Origin of the sequence: Streptomyces sp. NPDC049970, assembly GCF_040660235.1 — a bacterium.
Taxonomy (GTDB): Bacteria; Actinomycetota; Actinomycetes; order Streptomycetales; family Streptomycetaceae; genus Streptomyces.
The window spans coordinates 268,171-286,298 of record NZ_JBFALP010000008.1 but is presented as its reverse complement, the minus strand read 5'-3'; the positions used below and the strand labels follow the sequence as shown (position 1 = coordinate 286,298).

Annotated in this window: 14 protein-coding genes; all 14 read right to left on the bottom strand. The window is 69.6% G+C overall.

Annotation, left to right across the window (positions count from 1 at the left end; genetic code table 11):
• Window positions 1–25: 25 nt before the first annotated feature.
• The 14 genes from AB0I83_RS17890 to AB0I83_RS17825 all read right to left on the bottom strand — a co-directional run bounded on the left by AB0I83_RS17890 (window position 26) and on the right by AB0I83_RS17825 (window position 18,115).
• Entirely contained in the window at window positions 26–529 is a 504-nt protein-coding gene (locus tag AB0I83_RS17890) for a GNAT family N-acetyltransferase (RefSeq protein WP_356844335.1), read from the bottom strand.
• 175 nt (window positions 530–704) lie between these two features.
• Window positions 705–1,679: a winged helix-turn-helix transcriptional regulator gene (locus AB0I83_RS17885; protein WP_356535597.1), complete on the bottom strand. Its 975-nt coding sequence runs from the start codon at window positions 1,677–1,679 to the stop codon at window positions 705–707.
• Between the two features lie 119 nt (window positions 1,680–1,798).
• Window positions 1,799–3,034 (bottom strand): MFS transporter, encoded by a 1,236-nt coding sequence (locus AB0I83_RS17880; protein WP_363305213.1) that lies wholly within the window; start codon window positions 3,032–3,034, stop codon window positions 1,799–1,801.
• 321 nt (window positions 3,035–3,355) lie between these two features.
• Window positions 3,356–4,012: an HAD family hydrolase gene (locus AB0I83_RS17875; RefSeq protein WP_363305212.1), complete on the bottom strand. Its 657-nt coding sequence runs from the start codon at window positions 4,010–4,012 to the stop codon at window positions 3,356–3,358.
• A 142-nt stretch (window positions 4,013–4,154) separates the two neighbouring features.
• On the bottom strand, window positions 4,155–4,676 hold the full coding sequence (cpt, locus tag AB0I83_RS17870) for a chloramphenicol phosphotransferase CPT (protein ID WP_356535618.1): 522 nt from the start codon (window positions 4,674–4,676) through the stop codon (window positions 4,155–4,157).
• 5 nt (window positions 4,677–4,681) lie between these two features.
• Complete coding sequence (locus AB0I83_RS17865) at window positions 4,682–5,539, bottom strand: TauD/TfdA family dioxygenase (RefSeq protein WP_363305210.1); 858 nt, start codon at window positions 5,537–5,539, stop codon at window positions 4,682–4,684.
• Window positions 5,536–6,819: a hypothetical protein gene (locus tag AB0I83_RS17860; protein WP_363305209.1), complete on the bottom strand. Its 1,284-nt coding sequence runs from the start codon at window positions 6,817–6,819 to the stop codon at window positions 5,536–5,538. Before AB0I83_RS17860 ends, AB0I83_RS17865 begins: the two co-directional genes overlap by 4 nt.
• Entirely contained in the window at window positions 6,816–8,411 is a 1,596-nt protein-coding gene (locus tag AB0I83_RS17855; RefSeq protein WP_356535592.1) for an MBL fold metallo-hydrolase, read from the bottom strand. The genes AB0I83_RS17860 and AB0I83_RS17855 overlap by 4 nt, the downstream gene beginning before the upstream one ends.
• A 1-nt stretch (window position 8,412) precedes the next feature.
• A complete protein-coding gene (locus tag AB0I83_RS17850; protein ID WP_363305208.1) occupies window positions 8,413–9,399 on the bottom strand; it encodes a class I SAM-dependent methyltransferase in 987 nt (328 codons plus the stop codon).
• Between the two features lie 4 nt (window positions 9,400–9,403).
• Complete coding sequence (locus tag AB0I83_RS17845) at window positions 9,404–12,220, bottom strand: AMP-binding protein (protein WP_363305207.1); 2,817 nt, start codon at window positions 12,218–12,220, stop codon at window positions 9,404–9,406.
• A 94-nt stretch (window positions 12,221–12,314) separates the two neighbouring features.
• Window positions 12,315–13,478 (bottom strand): hypothetical protein, encoded by a 1,164-nt coding sequence (locus tag AB0I83_RS17840; RefSeq protein ID WP_363305206.1) that lies wholly within the window; start codon window positions 13,476–13,478, stop codon window positions 12,315–12,317.
• Window positions 13,479–13,646: 168 nt separating this feature from the next.
• A complete protein-coding gene (locus AB0I83_RS17835; RefSeq protein ID WP_363305205.1) occupies window positions 13,647–14,990 on the bottom strand; it encodes a cation:proton antiporter in 1,344 nt (447 codons plus the stop codon).
• A gap of 35 nt (window positions 14,991–15,025) precedes the next feature.
• Window positions 15,026–16,600 (bottom strand): APC family permease, encoded by a 1,575-nt coding sequence (locus AB0I83_RS17830; protein WP_356535587.1) that lies wholly within the window; start codon window positions 16,598–16,600, stop codon window positions 15,026–15,028.
• A 165-nt stretch (window positions 16,601–16,765) separates the two neighbouring features.
• Window positions 16,766–18,115, bottom strand: coding sequence for a PLP-dependent aminotransferase family protein (locus AB0I83_RS17825; RefSeq protein ID WP_363305204.1), 1,350 nt, complete (start codon window positions 18,113–18,115; stop codon window positions 16,766–16,768).
• Between the last annotated feature and the right edge of the window lie 13 nt (window positions 18,116–18,128).

The following is an 18,128-nucleotide window of genomic DNA, read 5'->3' as shown; positions in this document are numbered from 1 at the left end:
GGTGGAGCGCGAGCGCGCTCTCGCGTCACGGCAACGAGCGTGTGAGCCAGACCACTTCGCCGTTGTCCTCCGTGGAGACGTGATCGCGCTCGAACCCGAGCTTCTCGAGGACGCGGAGCGACGGCGTGTTCCACGCACCGACGGTCGACCAGAGCCGTTTCCGCCCGGTCGCGACCGCGGCGTGGAGCACCGCGCCGGCCGCCTCGGTGGCGTATCCGTTCCCGTGCACGCGCTGGAACAGCTCGTACGCGATTTCGGGTTCCTCCGGAGTGGAACGGCCGATGATCAGCCCGCAGTAGCCGATGAAGTCGCCCTCCTCCCGCCGCTGGATCGGCAGCAGGGCGATCCCCGTGTCCGCCGTCGCGGCGAGCAGCTCGGCGATGGACGTCCGGATGCGCTCGACCGTGGGGGTCCCGTTACCGCGCTCGGACAGGAGGGCGCAGAACTCGGCGGCGTCCGACTCTGCCCACGGCCGCAGTACCAGTCGCTCGGTCTCGAGATGGAACGGCATCGCCTCATACGTGGTCATGCGCCCACTCTGCCAAGGGCTGCGTGGTACGGGAGGCTTTTCCGCCAGGAGTCCGGAGCACGGAACCCGGGGCGATCCACGCGAGCACCCCCGCCCGCCGGCCCCGGGTTCGGTGACGCGACGGGCATGGCCACCCGCGGCCTCCCCCGTCGTATCCCCTTGTGCGGGGGCTGCCTCAGCCGGCCATCGAGTCCTCGATCCTGCGCAGTTCCTGGACGACCTCCATGAGATCGTCCGCGCAGGCCGAGAGGATCTCGGCGACGGCACTCCTGCCGTGCATCGGGACGGCAGGGGCGAGGCGCTTCCAGTCCTCCGTGCTGCACAACTGCGTACGCAAGGTGTACAGGACGAAACGGCCGTTCTCGCTGAGCCGGAGCGAAGGGTCCTTGCGGAGTCTGTCGAACAGGTTCATCCGTTGCGCGTGATCGGGGACGGAGGCTGCGTTGCGGCAATCCGCCACGGCCGGGAGGCTCGCGCGGTCGTCGGTACACCCTTTCCGCTGTTTGACCGGGACCGGTTCCTGACCGCTGGCCAGGCGTCGCCGGACATCGCGGACGGTTCCCACGGAAATGCCGGTCTGCCGGGCGATCTCCCGCAGGGAGGCCGTCGGATTCTGCCTGATCACCTCTGCCGCGGCGGCGCGCCCCGCAGCGGTGCTCGACGGCCGGGCCCGGCCGTCACAGCCGATCCGGGCTTCCGGCCACGCGCATTCCTCGCCGGACTGCTGCCGTATCGCGCCCACACTCTTGGCACCCAGGCCGCTCATCCTGGCGATGCTGCGGTCGGACCAGTCCGGGTGATAGCGAAGGATGCGCAGCGCGGCCTGTTTCCTCTCCTCGCGTGTCAGCGGGAGGCCGTGCTGCACATTGGACTCGACCGCGCGCAGGAAGGCGGCCTGTCCGTCGCCTTCGAACCACTGTGCGGCCAGGGTGTGTTGGCCACGCAGCTTCATGGCGTGCACCCGATGCATTCCGTCCACCACCCGCATCGTCTCCCGGTGCACCAGGATCGGCTGGAACTCGGCATCGCTCTCCGCGAGTGTTCGCACGTGCTCCAGGTCGATTCCGAAACGCGGCGAGTCGGCGTTCCGCAAGGAACTTGTCGCTATCTGGAAGCTTTCTTCCTGCTTGCGGTCTGACGTTTCCGACATTGCATCTTCTCCTGGAGCGGGCATTCAACTGTGGCGTCCGGAGCCATGGGCTGTCGCCCAATCCCCCGTTGGATCGGCGCTGGACGTCGGATGCGGTGCATCGCAAGACCGAAAATCTCTCAGGCGTTCACAGGACTGCGTCGCATCGCGCGCAGGCTCACCGCCGACACGAGCAGCGCGACCGCTGAGGCGCAGACGATGGCGGTAGGCACCGGGAGGCGGGACGTGGCGAGGGCGATGTAGCCGCCCGCCAGGGGAAGGCCGAGGAGCGAGAGAATCATCGTGATGGAGATGGTCAGCGCGTAGTTCTCGGCCGGCATGGCCGCGTTCCGGACCACTCGGGCATGCACCGAGAAGGCCACCAGGGGCCCCGCCACCAGGCAGAAGGCCAACGCGAGCACGGGTACGCCGGTGGAGAAGGCGAGCAGGAGCGGACTGGCCGGAATCACCAGGGCGGCGATGACTCCCAGCGGCTCGACCAGCTTCTTCTCAGCGATCTTGGAGCTCGACAGGAAGTAGGCGAACGACGCGACCGCCGCCAGGCCGTACACACTCCCGAGATACACCTCCGACCGCCCCTCGATGTGCAGGACGAGGTCGGGAAGGGCCGTGTACATGAGGCCGAACGCGAAGTTCGTCGACATCATCAGAATTCCGAGCCAGCGCAGGGTCACGCTGCCGGCGACGAATCGGAACGCGTCCCTGATGGCGGCGAACGTGTTCCCGAACGACACCTGACTCCGGTGTTCGTCGCTCGGCATACTCCTGGCAAGCAGCAGGAGCAGGAGGTAGCCCAACGCCGATATGAGGAAGAGCAGGTGCGGTGCGAGGTGCACGACTATCCAGGCGCCACATATGGGCACGATCACCTGCATCGCCTGCTGGTTGAACTGGAAGAAGGAGAAGGCTTTCGCCACTTCGTCCTCGCTGCCGAGCACGGTGATGTGCTTCTCGAATGCGACGTAGGCGAACAGGTTGAAGAGGGAGAGAATGCCACCGACGACGATGTAGGCAGCAGCGCTCTCCGATCCGAGCAGAATGCCGAAGAAAAGGAAGCAGACTGCGAGTCGGATCGCGTTCGACCCTACGAAGACGTTCCGTACACCGTATCGGTCGACGATGATTCCGGTGAGCGGAAGCACCATGATGGTCGGCAACCACTCGACCAGGAAGGAGACACCCGAGGACTGGACACTCCCGGTGGCACGGAAAACCATGAGAGGGATCGCGAAAAGGAGGAAGCGCTCGATGAATGTCTGGAATAGCAGATAGATTTTGAGCGACACAAGTCCTCCCCCGTAGCGCCAGGACGGTGCATCCGTCGACGCCAACACACAGTAATCAACAGCTGCCAATCCGAAGCCCGATCTTGGCCGAGCCACGGAGAGCTGTCAACCAGTTTCACTCCGAATCAAACCGGGGGCGGGAGGCGGGGAGTGCCGAACCATCAACATCACTATATGCGGCACGAAGTGTGACCAAACCGGACCCTTCGAGTCGGAAATGTGACCCACATCGCGGCATTTTGGACCCTCGCGGGGGATGAGGCCCTGGGCCGGCTAATACATTCGCACCGTACGCGGCTCTACGTGGCGGCCAAGAATAGACATTCTTTCAGTAAAAGACGTCCGCGCGTTTTCCGTGAGCCGGCGACCGCTTCCACGTGGCGATCCCCGTCAGGAGGTGTGCGCGCCCCGTGCCAACAGGATCGGGAAGGCCTCGTCGACCGTCTTGACGACCTCGTCAGGAAGGACTCCTCCGGTCGGGAGGTCCCTCCCGCCGGAAACCCAGATCGTCGACATGCCCAGAGCAGCGGCCCCCTCGATGTCGTCCTCCAGGGAGTCGCCCACCATCCACCCGCCCCTCAGCGCCGTGCCGGCCCGGCGCTCGACGATCCGGAAGGCCTCCGGATGGGGCTTGCTCGCCACCTCGTCATGGGTGAAGCACAGCACGTCGAAGTAGTCACCCAGTCCGTCGCGCATCTTGGGCCGCTGCTGGTCCTCCCGGCCGTTGGTCAACAGCGCCGTCCGCCAGCCGTGTTCGCGCAGCCTGCCCAGGTTCTCCGGCACGCCGTCGACCGTCTGGACTAGGTGCGGCCACCGATGCCAGAAGAGCCTCCGGAGTTCGGAGGGCGACTCGGAGAACCCGAACCGGTCGACGATGGCGCGGAACGTCTCCTCGGGAGACACCGGCCGCTGCTGCTCCGCTCGCAGGAAGGACAGCCCCTCCGCCCCCAGGGCCCGCTGCTCGCTCAGTTCGACGAACCAGCGGTCGATCCCGCCGACGCTGTCCACCAGCGTGTCGTCCAGATCGAATACGACGAACTTCTTCACGCGTGACCTCTCAGTCCTCGGGGCGGGCACAGCGACACGGAACGGCCGACCGACCAGGGGCGGACGGTCGGCCGTGCCGGCGAAGCGGAGCCGGGGTGAGCCGGGCCCGGTCGGGCCGGCCGGGTCCGGTCCAGCGGTCAGGTCAGACCACGTGCTTCGCGATGGCTTCGGCACACTTCACGGACTCGGTCCGGCCGGTGTCCACCTCGACGTCGTAGACGACGCCCTTGTGCACCATCTCGGCCTGCGTGGCCGCCATACCGGGCACCCGGTCACCGCGGGCGATCTCCCGGCCGGTGGCGATCTCCGGGTCGCACCGCACACCGACCCAGAGCACGTCGAGCCCTTCGAGGCCCGCGCGCAGGCGGTCCTGCGAGTCCCTGCCGCCCAGGAAGACGTCGTCGATGATGATCCTTCCCCCGGCCCGCGCCATGGCCGCGATGCCGGCCGTCCAGGCGGCCTCGGCCTCGCGGAAGTCGGCGCCGACCTCGACCTCCCCGTCCTCGCCGAGCTCGACGCCCGCGTCCGACTGCATCAGCTTCGCCGGCAGGGCCTTGATGAGGTCGTCCACTCCGAGGCTGATCCACGGGCGGGGGAGAACGGCCTGCAGGCAGCGGGTGATCCCGGTCTTGCCGGAGCTGGACCCGCCGTTGACAACGATGATCTGAGTCACTTGATCGGCACACCTTCCAGGGTGATTCGTTCCATCTTGCGGACGTGCGGTGCGTAGTCGGAGACCGCGTAGTGCTGGGTGGCGAGATTGTCCCAGATCGCGACGTCGCCCTCCTCCCAGCGGAACCGGCACTGGAACTCCGGTCGCCAGGCCAGGCGGTGGACCATGTCGAGGATGCGGCGGCTCTCCTCGTCGCCCACGCCCTCGATGCGGACGCCGGAGACCTTGTTGGAGAACAGCAGCTTCTCCCCCGTCATCGGGTGGACGAGCACCAGGGGATGCGACTGCGCGGGGAACTTCTCCCGCATCGTGTGGAGGGCGTCCTCGTTGTCCTTGAACGCGGCGCGGTAGATCTGCACCCAGTCGTGGACGATCCGCAGCTCGTCGAGCTCCGACTTGAGCGAGTCGCTCAGCGAGTCGTAGGCCTTGCCCATGTTCGCCCAGCACGTGTCGCCGCCCCTGGGCGGTATCTGCACCGCCCGCAGGACCGACGCGAAGGGCGGGACCTCACGCCAGTTGAGGTCGCTGTGCCAGGCGTTGAGGTTCCCGGTGTGCTTCTCGTCGTGGTGGATGCCGGTGATCTCCGGGTACTCGTCGTACGGCTGGAACGGTGAGATCCCGGTGATCACCGTCTCGTCCTCTCCCTGCGTACGGAAGGGGTGCACCTCCATCCTGCCGAGCTGCTCCACAGCCTGTCGGAAGGTCCCCGGGCTGAAGTGCTGGCTCTTGAAGAACACCACCTTGTGCTGCAGCAGCAGCTCCATCACGAAGTCGCGGAATCCGGGACTGGCCGGATCCATCCGGTAGTCGTCGACGACCACCCCGATGTGTGTGCCGAGCCTGGTGCGTGTCATCGCTGGTCTGCCGCCTTCGTTGTGAGTGTGTAGGTGTCGACGATCCGGCCCATGCTGTGCTCCACCGAGGCCGAGGAGTCCCCGCTGACCAGGAACCTGCCGGCGGTGCGCCAGACGTCGCCCTTCCCGTTCAGTACCGCGCCGGTCTCGGGAATGCCCGCGCCCACGACCGAGTCGGGCAGTTCGTCGAGCCCGGTGACGTCGAGGACCTGCCGGGGGCCCTGCTCGGCCAGCGGCATGTAGAGCCATCCGGAGGCACCGGGGGCCCGCTGGTCCAGCATGGTCCTGGGTGACGAGAGTTCCGACGGTCGGCCGGTGCAGGCCAGTACCGCCTCCTTGACAAGGTCGACGCCCAGGACCGTGCGCTGGTGCCACGAGATGCCGGCGCCGCCGAAACGGTTGCCGATCTCCAGGAAGACCAGCCGGTCGTCGGGCGTGTGGAACAGCTCCAGGTGGAAGGTGCTGTCCGTCAGTCCCAGGGCGCCCAGGACGGTCGCGGTGAACTCACGCATCCGCGCCACCAGGGCCGGATCGTCCGAGGTCACGGCTGCGAGTGGCTGGTTGCCGTGCTGGAAGTTGAAGCAGGTGTCCAGATAGCGGGAGGCGCAGAACCAGAGCATCTCGAAGTCGCGTACGACGCCGTCGATGTGGTAGATCGAGCCCTCCACGAACTCCTCGGCCTCGTACCCCGCCTCGATGCCGCCCTCCGCGGCGACGGCGAGCAGCTCTTCGGCGCCGTCGAGGATGCGCACCCCGATGCTGGCCCCCTGGCTGCGCGGCTTGAGCACGATCGGCCCGGGCGGCAACAGGTCTGCGAACGAAGCCAGTTCGTCGATCCCGGTCTCCGGTCCGACCGCGAGGTAGCGGGGTACGGGAACCCCCGCCGCCGCGACCGCCTCCTTCATCGGCACCTTGTCCCGGCACAGCAGCGCGGTCCGTACGCCCGTGCCGGGCACGCCGAAGTGCTCGCGCAGCCGTGCGGCGGGCAGCGTCGTGTGCTCGTACAGCGCCACGATCGCGTCCGGGGGCCCGAACTCGGCGGCGAGCTCTGCGACGAGCTCGCGCATCCGGTCGAAGGCGCGGTCGTAGGTGTCCAGGTCCGTCGAGTCCGGCAGGTCGAGCAGGGCGATCCGGGCGAACCGCGACGCCGTCGCGTCGGGCAGCCGCGCCCTGCTCCCGCGTGCCATCACGGCCGTCACGTGGTCGGCCTCGAAGTCGACCGCGGAGGCCTCCGAGGCGTGGAACCCGATGTGGACGACGTGCCGCTTCCCGGCCTTCACCGGCGTACCTCGATCCTCTCGTGCAGGAACAGGCGCTTGGACGTGCCGCCGCGCTCCTCGACGTACGCGACGAGCTTGTCGCTGTCGACCATCGCCGGGTGCTTCTCGTCGTACTCGACGCACATCACCGCGCCGAGCCAGGGCTCCTGTCCCATGGCGTACACGTAGACCGAGTCGGCCTCCAGCGTGTCGACGATGGCCGCGGCCTGCTCGAAGTTGCTGCCCTTGAGGCGGCGCCCCGCGTCGGTCGCGCGCTCCAGCTTCTCGGGGAACAGCGGCCCGTACAGCCAGCTGACCGGGGCCCCCACGCTCTCCATGCCGATGAACACCGTGTCCACCTGTCCCACACTCGCCGCGACCTGCGCGTACAACCGTGGTGAGATGTTGGTGGAGTCGGCGGCGAACAGCACCCGGGTGCCGTCCAGGTCCAGCAGCCAGCCGCACTTGGTGCGGATCCGGATGTCGCCGTGCTCTCCGAGGAACGGAAGCGCGGTGATGCTGCCGCCGGGGGTGTCGATCGAGTCGAGGTCGTCGAGCTCCACCACGTCGTGGAAGCCGAGACTGCCCAGGATCCGCTTCAGATCCGGGTCCACGAGGCTGGAGTTGGCGGACTTCGCGATCACGACCCGCCCCACCCGGTGGCGGATCTTCAGCAGGGTCTCCAGGAGCATGTGGTCCTGGTGGTTGTGGGTGATCATCACGTAGTCGATGCGCTCGGGCAGGTCGTCGAAGGTGAACCTGCCGTCGCTCCCGTGCGGGTAGCCGCTGTAGCTGATCACCGGATCGACCAGGAACGTCGTGCCCCGGTGCCGCACGAACACGCAGGCGTGGCCGACGTACTCGATGACGTCCTCGCCGTCCCCTTCCGTCGCGGGCGCCCCGCCGGCCTCCTCGAAGAGGTCCTTGAAGGTCTGGGCGCGCTCGCCCTCCAGGCCGAGTTCCGCGGTGACCCGGTCGAGCTCCCGCGGGTCGAGTCCGCCCCGGAAGACCGTGTCGAGCAGCCCCGAGTCCAGGGGGACGGTGACCAGCACCTGGTCGGAGGTGTACTCCAGGACCGGTGTGGTCAGGGCGAACCTCCGCGCGTCGGCGGTGATCCGCGAGAACCTGACCTGCTGGAGTCCCGGATCGAAGTACGGGGACGAGTAGAGCAGCGGCTCGATGAACCGGTAGTCGGGTGTCCGGTTGTCCCGGCCGTAGAACAGCTCGATCCGCCCCGCCAGCGGCTCGGGCAGCCTGCGGTAGACCGGCTCCATGGACGCGCCGGTCAGTTCGGGCAGGATCTTCTGCTCCAGCTCGTCGATGGCGTCGGCGAGTTCGACGAGCGGTGCGAGGCGCTCGCGGGAGGACTCGTACCAGCTCCTGATCCTGTCGTACGAGCCCTCCTGCTCGTACACGAAGGGTCCGCCCTGGAAGCGGGCCTGCTTCAGCGCCGTGCGGTGCGTCCCGGGCTTGTCGAGGTAGGACTCGACGATGTTGCGGTAGTGGTTCCTCAGGTACTTCGCCAGCGTGTGCGGAGGCAGCAGGTACGACCAGGCGTACCACCCGGCGACGGCCGGCTCCGCGATGACGTTCTTCCTCAGCGACAGGGCCACATCAACCTCCGAGTTCGCAGACGTAGTACTGGAATACGTGGTCGTCACGCCGCGCGGTGGTCCGCAGCACCCGCAGCCCGGCTCCCGCGAGGTCGACGGCGTCGAGCAGGACGGGGCTGTGGCCGAGCAGCACCATCGTGCCGCCGGGACGCAGGGTGGCGACGAGGCCCGGGAGGATCTCCCGCGCCTGCGACGTCGAGACCACCTCGGAGTTGAGGAACCGGCTGAAGACGATCCCGGCGCTGCCCGGCTCGGGCTGGGGGTGCATGGCGTCCCCGTGGTGCACCTGCTCCAGGCGCCCCCTCGCGTACTCGGTCATCGCCAGGCTCAGGTCCTGGCCGACCGTCCTGATCCTCGCCGGGTTCAGCGTCGCGAAGTCGGAGAGGAACCGGCCGGTCGAGCAGGCCGGGTCGTAGGCGACGACGTCCTCGGTGAGTGCGCCGAACCGCGGCCCGAACAGGTCCTTGGTGTACTCGCGCACGTGCTCCTCCCCCATGCTCAGGAAGGCGTCGCGTTCGTCGCTGACCAGCCACCCGTCGGGCGGGCTCGTCTTCTCCCTGCCCGGCTCCCGCAGCTTGGTGAAGGGGTGGACGATCTCGGTGAGGGGGGTGATCGCGTCGAACACGGCGCGCCGCGCCACCTCGTCCAGGGGACGGAAGGTGACGCGCGCGTCGGCCGTCGAGGTGCGGAAGGACTCCAGCCGGCCGACGATGTTGTGCCAGTACACCCGGCTGCAGAAGATGCCTGGCATGTCCCGGTCCAGGACGTACTCGGAGATCGTCTTGTACCCGGCGTACCAGTGCTCGCCGAGCCGGAACACGAAGAGCCGCTCCGGCCTGCCGGTCAGCTCCTCCCGCAGGCAGTGGCCGCCCGGCTGCTCCCACCGTGAGAAGTCCCCCGCCCGGAGCTCCGTACCGGCCTTGATCTCGTCCTCGAGGACCGCCGGGTCGAGGGGCTGCCCCCGGTTCCAACCCTTCTCGGTTTCCATGTCGCTACGCTCCCAGGTAGGTCTGGCGGAGTTCCCGCATGATCTGCCGGTCCGTGCCGCGGGCCGGTTCGGTCCAGCCCGCCGCCGCGCCCAGCTGCCGTCGCAGCGCCGCCAGGATGCGGACGTCGGCGGTGTCGGCCTCCGTCACCGTGCTGAGCCACTCCTGCGGGCTCAGCAGCGGGGCCGAGCCGAGACCGAATTCGTCCAGCAGGTCGTCCCGGTCGTAGGTGCGGTGTACGAGCACGGTCCGGGCGCCCGGACCGTCCGAGTCGGCCGCGGCGAGCAGGGCGTCCACCACGTCGGAGACGTGGCAGACCGGGACGAGGCCTTCGAGCCGGGGGGCCACACCGTGCCGCAGCGAGAGCCGTAGCAGCTGGGCGAACACGTCCCGGTCCAGGAAGTCGCTCTCGCGTCCGGTGTGTCCGTACACGAGCCCGGCGCGCAGCAGGTCGGCACCGCGGTGTCCGCTCTCCAGCGCGCCGACGTACCCCTCGGCGACGAACTTCGACTGCGAGTACGGGTCGGTGACGGCCGCCAGCGCGTCCTCGGTCAGCGGCACGAAGTGCGGGCCGACCGAGGCGGCGGACAGGAACACGAAGCGCGGCGCGTCGAGCGCGGCCGCCGCGCGCACCAACGTGCCGGTGGTGGCCACGCTGCCGCTGAGCTGGCGGTCCAGCGGCAGCAGATGGTTGACCTGGTAGCCGCAGTGGACGACGGCGCCCCAGGGGGCGGTCCCACCGGGCGCCGTGCCCTTGGCGATGCTCTCGATGTCGTCGTAGCCGACGAACTCCACCTCGGCGAGTTCCGCCGGGTCCCGCTCGAAGCGTGCGCGGTGCCGCTCCACGAGCCGCTGCGGATCGCTCGTGGTGACGACGGTGATACGCCGGCCGCCGCCGAGCAGCCGGTCGAGGACGTGGCCGCCGATGAAGCCGCCGGCTCCGGTGACGGTGATCGCGTCGGGGCGGCGCACCGCGCCCGCGCCCGCCGGTCGCAGTGCGGCGAGCTCGGCCGGCAGCGCGGCGAGATCCGCGGTGACGGCGCCGAGCACCTGCTGCTCGGGGGTGGCGCGCGCCCCTGGCAGGCCTCGCAGGCCGGCCACGAAGCCGTCGACGGTGAAGTCGTAGTTGAGCAGGTCGAAGACGGACTGGACCGGGTCCTCGCCGTAGATCTCGCTCAGCTCCACCTGGATCCGCACCAGCGCGAGCGAGTCCCCGCCCGCGTCGAAGATGGAGAGGGCCGGTTCGATCCCGGTGCCGAGGATCCGTTCCACGACGGTGCGGACGGTCTCCGCGTCGTCGCCGCGCGGCTCGTGGGTGCCCGCCGGGCCGTCGGCCGCCTGCTCCTGGGCACGTGCGGCAAGGGCCCGCAGAGCGGCCTTGTCCGTCTTTCCGCTGTCGGTGACCGGGAGTTCGGGCAGTGCGAGCAGGACGTCCGGCATCTCCCACGGTGGCAGCAGTTCACGCAGCCACGACCTGATGTCTCCCTCCGGCCGGTCCACCGCTCCGTGCGCCATGATCAGTGAGGTGCCTTCGGCCACCAGGACGACCGAGGTGTCCATCAGCTGGGTCAGCCAGCCGGAGAGTTCGGTCAGTCCGATCCGGTGCCCGAGCCGTTTGATCTGCTCGTCCATCCGGCCCAGGTAGTACAACTCGCCTTCCCGGAGATCGACTTCGTCTCCCGTGTGGTAGGCGGGGGTGCCGTCGACCGTCGTGAACGGCCCGGCCGCGTCCGCGGGGCCCGCCTCGTAGCCGAGCGCGACCCCGGCGCCGACCAGGACGAGCTCGCCGCGGCCGGACTCGGCGTAGGCGTTCCGCGCCGGATCGTGGATCCGGGCCGTGTAGCCGTCGATGGGCCGGCCGATCGAGACCGTGAAGCGGGACGGCTCGGCGACGCTGAAGCAGACGGTTCCCTCGGTGGGGCCGTAGGCGTTCAGCACCCGGCTGTGACGCGCGGCGGCACGGAACTCGACCTCGGACAGGGCCTCGCCGGCGAAGACGACGGTGCCGATGGCCTTGCGCGCCCCGTCGTCGAAGCGCGCGTACACCGAGGGGGGCACCGTGATGATGTCGCAGCCGTTGTCCCTCAGGTGCCTGCCGACCGAGCTGAGCCACGAGCCGCCGCGCCAGGCCGGCACCACCAGCTGGGCGCCCGCGTACACCGCGACCATGATCTCGGCGAACGAGGCGTCGAACGACAGGGAGGAGAACTGCAGCATCCGGTGTCCGGGCTTCACGCCGAACAGGCGGGTCTGGGCGCGGCAGAGGTTCTCGATCCCGGCGTGGCCGACGTTCACCAGCTTGGGCCGCCCGGTCGAGCCGGACGTGAAGATGGAGTAGGCCGTCTCCTGGGCGGGCCACACCGCGGGGGCACCGTCCGGCCGCGCCGCCTCGCTCCGTACGGGCTCGTCCGCCGCGGCCCGGGCGATGTCGTCGGCGCCGAGCACGCGGCCGGTCGCGCCCTCCCCACCTGCCGCGGCATCCTCGCGCAGGGCCGCGAGCGAGGACGGCGTGCAGCAGACGACGAGTCCGGGAGCGGCCACCCGTACCGCCTCCCGCATGCGCTCCGCGGGCAGTGCAGGGTTGAGCGGGGTGTAGACGAGCCCCGATCGCATCACGGCGAGCGCCCAGATCAGCGCGTCGGCGGTGTGTTCGCCCACCACGACGACCCGCCCGCCGTCCGGACAGAGTCCGCGCAGCTGGGCCGCGCGGTCCCGCGTGACCTCGTCGAGGTCGGCGTACGACCAGGTCCGCGCGCCGGAGTCCAGGGCCGTCAGGACGCCGTGCCGCCCGAGGTGGAAGGCGACGAGCGCAGGCAGGTTCACGAAGAACACCCTCTTTCGACTTGCTGAACCGGTTGAACCAGCCGCAGGACAACGACAGATGACACGGGCGCGGGAGCGGACGAGGTACGAGCGGTCATCGCGAGGACCCGGCCGGCTCGCCACCGGCCCCGATCCGTTCCTCCAGTTCACCCAGGATGTCCTCGACGACATCGGGCGGCAGGAACCTGGTCTTGTACTGGAGCCGCAGCAGCGGAGGGCCGGGCATGGACCGGTCGGCAAGGAACTTCAGGTCCTCGAAGATCCGGTGGCTGCGCACCGGGATCCAGCGCCAGAGCCCCGGTTCGGGGCGCATGAGCGTCGTGTCGGACACCACGATGCGCGGCATCCGGGCGCGGGCGAGCCCGGCACAGAAGGACGTGAGGTCGGAGAGGCCGTAACGGCCGAGCGAGTCGTAGTGGCTCCGGGTGCGCCCGAAGTACTCCGGTGTGTAGTCCGCCGCCGATTCGCCGTGCACCACCGTGGGTTTGATCTCGACGAAGTAGCCGCCCTTGCGCGCGAACTCCCAGCGGGAGACCGGGTACTGAAGCACCAGGCCACCGCCGATGGTCCTGAGCACGGTGGCGGTGACGGCACTGAGGAGGTCGTCGAAGGAGATGCCTCCGCGGAGCGGGAGCCACCGCTCGCTCGATTCGGAGATCACCGGGATTCCCTTGCGCCCCGGTTCCGGGATCGTGCCGAGCGCCTTCTCCACCACTTCCGGATCCGCGGGCGGCATCGCCGCGTACCTGGCGACGAGCGCCGAGTGGTCGCGGTATCGGGCGCCGACGCGGCGGGGCGTCGTACCGCGCAGATGGGCCCGTAGCGCCGTCAGTACGGCAACCGCGTCGCCCAGGTCGACGACCAGGTGGTTCAGCTTGACGAAGACCACGTGCTCGCCGTCGGCGCGTGGCCAGCACGCGACGTGCACCGCCTCGTCGAGCCGCAGCGGACGGGTGTTGTGGTAGTCCGACATCGGACCCGCGAGCCGGTCGCTGTCGCCGTCCATGGGCGTCCGGTGCACGACACAGGTGGCCGTCACCTCGGCCTCGTCGACTCCGAGAAGGTTGGCGAGCGCCTGTGTGAGGCCGAACTCGCGGACGAACTCCACGACCCCGGATGGGTCTTCGGCCCTGACGGGGTCGAGCGCGCCGATCCACGCCGCGCAGGGGTTGATGTCGCAGTCCAGGTCCAGGTCGCGGAGGAAACTGAAGAGGCCTCGCACACCGAGTGCGTCGGGACGCAGGGAAAGTCCGGGCATCAGCGCTCAGTTCTCTCGAATGGGGTGCGTACGGAAGATCGCGGTGCACTCATGGAATCGGCCGCCGAACTGGAGTTTGTCTATCGGGGCCGTGTTTCTCAAGGGCGTACAAACGCAGGCGCGTGCAACTGCGGAACGCCGCACTTGCACGGGCGCACGGCTCGCCGCTCATGCCTCTGCCTGGTTTCCGGAGGCGTTCTCCCCGGGCAGGAACGAGCGCTCCCGCGAGCGCAGTTCCTCCTCCGCGGTGTGTTCGACGCGGCGCATCGCGAAGCGCAGGATCGGCGGCGCCATCAGGGACGTGGAGATGGCCACCAGCACGATCAGCGTGTACGTCGTGGTGGTGAGGACGCCGATGCGCAGGCCGACCGTGGCGATGACGAGCTGGATGACGCCGCGGGCGTTCAGGGCACCTCCGAGCGCGAGGGACTCCCAGGCCCCGATGCCGGCGACACGCGCACCGGCGTAGGCGCCCGCGACCTTGCCGGTGACGGCGATCAGCAGGAGCACGAAGGCTGCCAGGAGGACCTCGGGGTCGGCGAGCGCGCGCAGGTCGACCCGGAGCCCGGCGGTGGCGAAGAAGAGCGGGGCGAACACCGCGAGGACGACGGTCCGCAGAGGAGCCAGCCGGGTACGTACGGCCCGGGGCCCCGCCCCCAGGAGCATGCCCGCGAGGAAGGCCCCGAACATGGCCTCCAGACCGAGCGCGTGGGTCGCGGCCGCGGCGAGGAGGATGAACGCGGTGGCACCGGCCACGGTGGCGCGGCTGTCGTCGGAGCGTTCGGCCGCCCGCGTGGCGCGCCGGACCAGCGGACGGACGATCAGGAACGTGAACGCCAGGGCGAGAGCCGTGGCTGCGAGCGGTTCGGCGACGTCGGCGAGACCGGCAGCGCCGGCTGCCGCCGCGGAGACCACGGACAGCAGTATCCAGCCGATGATGTCGTCCACCATGCCTGCGGCAAGGGTGAGTTGGCCGACGTTGCGATGGACCAGGTTCATGTCGGTGAGGATCTTCGCGATGACCGGCAGGGCACTGACGCACAGGGCGACGGCCAGGAACAGCGAGAAGACGAGGCGGTCGGTGCTCTCGGGGATCAGGTTGTCAGGAGCCGCCCATCCGGCCGCGAAGCCGAGCCCCAGGGGCAGCAGCAGCCCGCCCATGCCCACGCTCAGGGCGGTGGCGCCCCGGCGGCGCACCAGCCCCGTGTCCATCTCCATCCCCGTGACGCCGACGAGCAGGACCACGCCGAGCTGTGCGAGTGCGTCGAGGAGGTGGAACTGCTCGGTCGAGCGCGGCAGCAGCCACTCGGCGACGGCGGGGGCGGCGCTGCCCAGGACGGTGGGGCCCAGCACGATGCCGACGCAGAGCTCTCCCGCCACGGCGGGCATCCGTAGCCGGGTCGCGAGCCGTCCGCACGCCAGGGCGAGCAGCACGAGGGTGCCCGCCTGGAGGAGGAACACGAACAGCTGGTGGTGGGCGAGCGGGGGTATCGAGGCGGCGGCGGAGTGCATGGGCTACTGGCTCCTGGTGTGCGGCGGCGGTGGGGTCACGACGGGCTGCGACGCAGGTACGCCGCACCGGAGCGCACGCCCCAGTGGTAGGTGAGCACCCCGCAGAGCGCCACGACGACGGTGTCCCACGGCGCGGGAATCGATCCCGTGCCACCGAAGGTGCCGAGACCCGAGAGCGCCAGCTCCCACGCCATGTACACGAGCAGCCAGGCGCCCGTCCGCAGCTCGGCCTTGAGGTCGAACTCTCGGCGGCGGAGCACGGCGAACAGGACCACGGTGGCCATCAGCACCGGCAGCGCGGTGCGCAGGGAGTGCCAGGAGGCCCAGTAGACGAGTTCCGAGCCGACGACGAAGCCGGCCGGCGCGATCCAGCGCAGGCCGCGGACCCAGCCCGCGAGGCGTTCGGGAGCGGCGACCCGGAAGGTGCCCGCCGCCACGGTGCACAGCGAGTAGGTGAGCAGGGCGAGCACCCCGACCACGCCGATGATCTCCTGCCAGCTGTTGGCGGGGAGCAGGCACACCATGCTGAGCACGAAGTTCAGCGCCATCGCCTTCCTCGGGACGCCGGCCCGGTCGTCCACCTCGGCGAACCGGCTCGGCAGCGCCCTGTTCTTGGCCACCCCGTAGGTCTCCCGGCTGCCGGTGGCGACGATCACGTACGTCGAGCCCGAAGGTGAGAGCACGGCGTCCACGTAGACGACTGTGGCGAGCCACCCCAGGTTGAGCAGGATGGCCAGCTCGCCGAAGGGCGAGGAGAAGTCGAGTCCGGCCCATCCCCCCGAGCCGAGGCTGCCCTCGGGGACGGCGAGCACGAAGGCGATCTGGAGTACGACGTTCAGCGCGACCGAGAGCACGATGGCGGTCAGCACCGCACGGGGTATGTCCCGGCGCGGGTTCCGCGCCTCGCCCGACAACTCGATGGGAGTGGCGAAGCCGTTGAGTGCGTAGATGATGCCCGCACCGGCGATAGCGGTCAGCGAGGCGGACCAGCCGTACGGCGCGAGACCGCCGCCGGCGGAGATGTTGCCGGGGTGGAAGCTCGCCAGGAGCAGTGCGACCACGGTGAGGACCGGCACGAGCACCTTGATCACGGTGACGGCGAGGTTCAGGCGTGCGAACAGCTTGACCCCGAACCAGTTCAGCGTCACCAGGGCCAGCAGCAGCGCGGCACCGGCGGCCTTGCCCGACACCGACAGTGCGTCGTCGACGTACAGACTCGGCAGGTACCGGTCGGCGTACTGCACGACCGCGGAGGCCTGGGCCGCCATGGAGTTGGCCACCGCGAGGAGCACGGCCCAGCCGATGAGGGTTCCGGCGAGCGGTCCGTTGGCGAGGAGGGGCCAGCGCACCATGCCGCCCGACTCCGGTGTGCCCGCTCCGAGTTCGACGAGGACGAGTGCGATCAGGGTGAGCGCCGCGCCCGCGATGACCCACGAGAGGACGGCCGCCGGGCCCGCGGCGGCGGCGCCGTAGAAGGCTCCGAACAGCCAGCCGGATCCGATGATCCCGCCGAACGCGATCCCGGTGAGGCTCCAGAAGCCGAGCTCGCGGCGGAGCTTGTGGTCCTGGCCGGGCTTCGGCGGGGTGGAGGGTTCGGTCGTGATCGTCATGCGATCGCCCCGGGCCGGGTGGTCCGGGCGGCCGGCCCGGCTGGTGGCGGAGTGGTCGGTTCCATCTCTTGTCCCCCTTGTGATCAGGTGCGGTGAGGTCCGCGGCTCGTACGCCGCGGGAGCGTGCCCGGGCCGTGCGGCCACGGCCGCCGCCCGAGCGGTGTCTCAGGTGCGGTCGGCGACGAGTGCGGCGAGGCGCTCGATCCCGACCTGGATCTGTGAGGGCGTCAGAACACTGAAGGAGAGTCGGATCTGGTGGAATCCGCCGGTGCCCGCGTAGAAGTGGTGCATGGGTGTCCACAGCACGCCGAAGCGCCGCGCGGAGTACTCGAGCATGGCGTCGTCGGCACGGAAGGGCAGCGTGACGACGGCGAACATGCCCCCTTTCGGGGTGTTCCAGGACACTCCGGCGCCACCCGCCGGGGTCCCGGGGCCGAACCTCTCCTCCAGAGCGGTGAGCACGGCCCGCAGGTTCCTGCGGTAGACGTCCGCCTCCCGGTGCGTGGCCTTCTCGACGCTGCAGCCGTTCTCCAGCAGGAACCCGCCGATGACCGCCTGGGCGACCGTGGAGGTGTTGAGGGTGAGCATGCTCTTGAGCTTGGCGAGTTCGTCGGCGAACAGGCCGCCGTCGACGACGGGCTGGTCCGCCACCACGTATCCCACCCGTGCCCCGGCGAAGGCGGTCTTCGCGAACGACCCGAAGTAGACGACGCGCTGACCGGTGTCGAGCGACTTCAGGGTCGGTGGCCGCTCCTCCCCGCCCGAGTGGAACATCGAGTACGGGTTGTCCTCGAGAAGGAGGATGTTCTCGCGTTCGGCCAGGTCGAGCAGCCTGCGCCGGGCCTCCTGCGGCATCGTGGCGCCGCTGGGGTTGGCGAAGTCGGGCACCACGTAGCAGGCGCGGGGCCGCAGCCCCTCCTTCCGGGCCTGCCGGATCCTCTCCTCCAGGTCGGCCACGTCGATGCCGTCCGGGCCCTCGCGTACGGACCTGACGGGCATGTCGACGAGACGGGTCGCGCCGAGGAATCCGACGTACGCCGGGTACGCCGCGAAGATAACGTCGCGGGTGTCGGTGCGCAGAGCCCTGAGCACCAGGACCATGGCCTCCTGGACCCCGGTGGTCACCACCACCGACTCGGGCTCGACGGTGAGCCGCTCGTCGATCTCCAGGTGCCGGGCTATCAGCTGGTGGATGAACCCCTTGGTACGCCCGTACTGGAAGAACGTGCGGCGTACGGCGTCGGGGCGCAGGCCCAGGTCCTCCTCCAGGTGGCGCTCGAAGGCGCTCAGGTAACGGCCCAGCCTGGCCACCTCGTAGAAGCCCTCGTACGGGCGCCCGGCCGCGAAGGAGACCGCGTCGGGGAACCGCCCGGCGATCTCGTTGAGCAGGGTCATGGAGGTGAGCGCGGGATCGCTCACCGACGCGTGCAGCGCGCCGGTGCGCAGCCCTCCTCCCGCGGGCACTTCGGCCAGGCCGACCGGAGCACTGCCCAGGCCCTCGGGCGTACTGGTCATGTGGTGTGGGTCC

Bases quoted from the DNA above. Each gene is read 5' to 3' on its own strand.
- AB0I83_RS17890 (WP_356844335.1), bottom strand. From the start codon at position 529: ATGACCACGTATGAGGCGATGCCGTTCCATCTCGAGACCGAGCGACTG.
- AB0I83_RS17885 (WP_356535597.1), bottom strand. From the start codon at position 1,679: ATGTCGGAAACGTCAGACCGCAAGCAGGAAGAAAGCTTCCAGATAGCG.
- AB0I83_RS17865 (WP_363305210.1), bottom strand. From the start codon at position 5,539: ATGACACGCACCAGGCTCGGCACACACATCGGGGTGGTCGTCGACGAC.
- AB0I83_RS17850 (WP_363305208.1), bottom strand. From the start codon at position 9,399: ATGGAAACCGAGAAGGGTTGGAACCGGGGGCAGCCCCTCGACCCGGCG.
- AB0I83_RS17840 (WP_363305206.1), bottom strand. From the start codon at position 13,478: ATGCCCGGACTTTCCCTGCGTCCCGACGCACTCGGTGTGCGAGGCCTC.
- AB0I83_RS17835 (WP_363305205.1), bottom strand. From the start codon at position 14,990: ATGCACTCCGCCGCCGCCTCGATACCCCCGCTCGCCCACCACCAGCTG.
- AB0I83_RS17830 (WP_356535587.1), bottom strand. From the start codon at position 16,600: ATGACGATCACGACCGAACCCTCCACCCCGCCGAAGCCCGGCCAGGAC.
- AB0I83_RS17825 (WP_363305204.1), bottom strand. From the start codon at position 18,115: ATGACCAGTACGCCCGAGGGCCTGGGCAGTGCTCCGGTCGGCCTGGCC.